The organism is Actinotalea sp. C106, from assembly GCF_023630195.1.
GTDB lineage: Bacteria > Actinomycetota > Actinomycetes > Actinomycetales > Cellulomonadaceae > Actinotalea.
Genome location: NZ_JALPKN010000586.1, coordinates 1 through 755 on the forward strand (window position 1 = coordinate 1; position 755 = coordinate 755).

At 76.0% G+C, this 755-nt stretch carries 1 pseudogene; it reads left to right on the forward strand.

Annotated features, from left to right (window positions below):
• Nucleotides 1-755, forward strand: a pseudogene (locus tag L0B03_RS18640) (amino acid adenylation protein); the annotation flags it as partial.

The following is a 755-nucleotide window of genomic DNA, read 5'->3' on the forward strand; positions in this document are numbered from 1 at the left end:
CGACACCAGACGGCGTGGCTGCTCGGCTACGCCCTGGCCGGGATCGCCCTCGCGGGCCTGCCCGTCGTGGCCGTGGGCGCCGGGCTCCTCGTGCTGGGCCGGGCCGTCCGCGACACGGTGACCCTCAGCGCCGCCGTCGGGCAGGCTCTCCTGCTCGCGCCGGTCGCGACCCTGGTCGCCTTCGCCGTCTACGCGGTGCTGGTCGTCGTCGGGGTGCGCGCCCTGTCGCACGGACTGGCCGAGGGCTACCACCCGGTGCGCTCGCGGGCGGGCCTGCAGGCGTGGTCCGTCGAGCGGCTCATGGACGCCGCACGCACGGTGCTGTTCCCGCTCTACTCCTCGGTCGGCACGCCGGCGTGGCTGCGCCTGCTCGGGGCCCGGGTGGGGCACGGCACGGAGATCTCGACGGTGATCGGCCTGCCCAGCATGATGCGGATCAAGGACGGTGCCTTCCTCGCGGACGACACGATGGTCGCGCCCTACGAGCTCGGCGGTGGCTGGGTGCGGGTGGCCCCGGCCAAGGTCGGACGGCGGGCCTTCGTCGGCAACTCGGGCATGACGGCCCCCGGTCGGACCGTCCCCAAGAACGGCCTGGTCGCGGTGCTGTCGGCGACCCCGAACCGCACCCGCGCCGGATCGAGCTACCTCGGCAGCCCCCCGGTCCGCCTGCCCCGGGCCCCTGTGCTCGACGACCCGGGCCGCACCTACGACCCACCCCGCCGGCTGCGGGTCGCCCGCGGGGTGGTCGAGCTGGG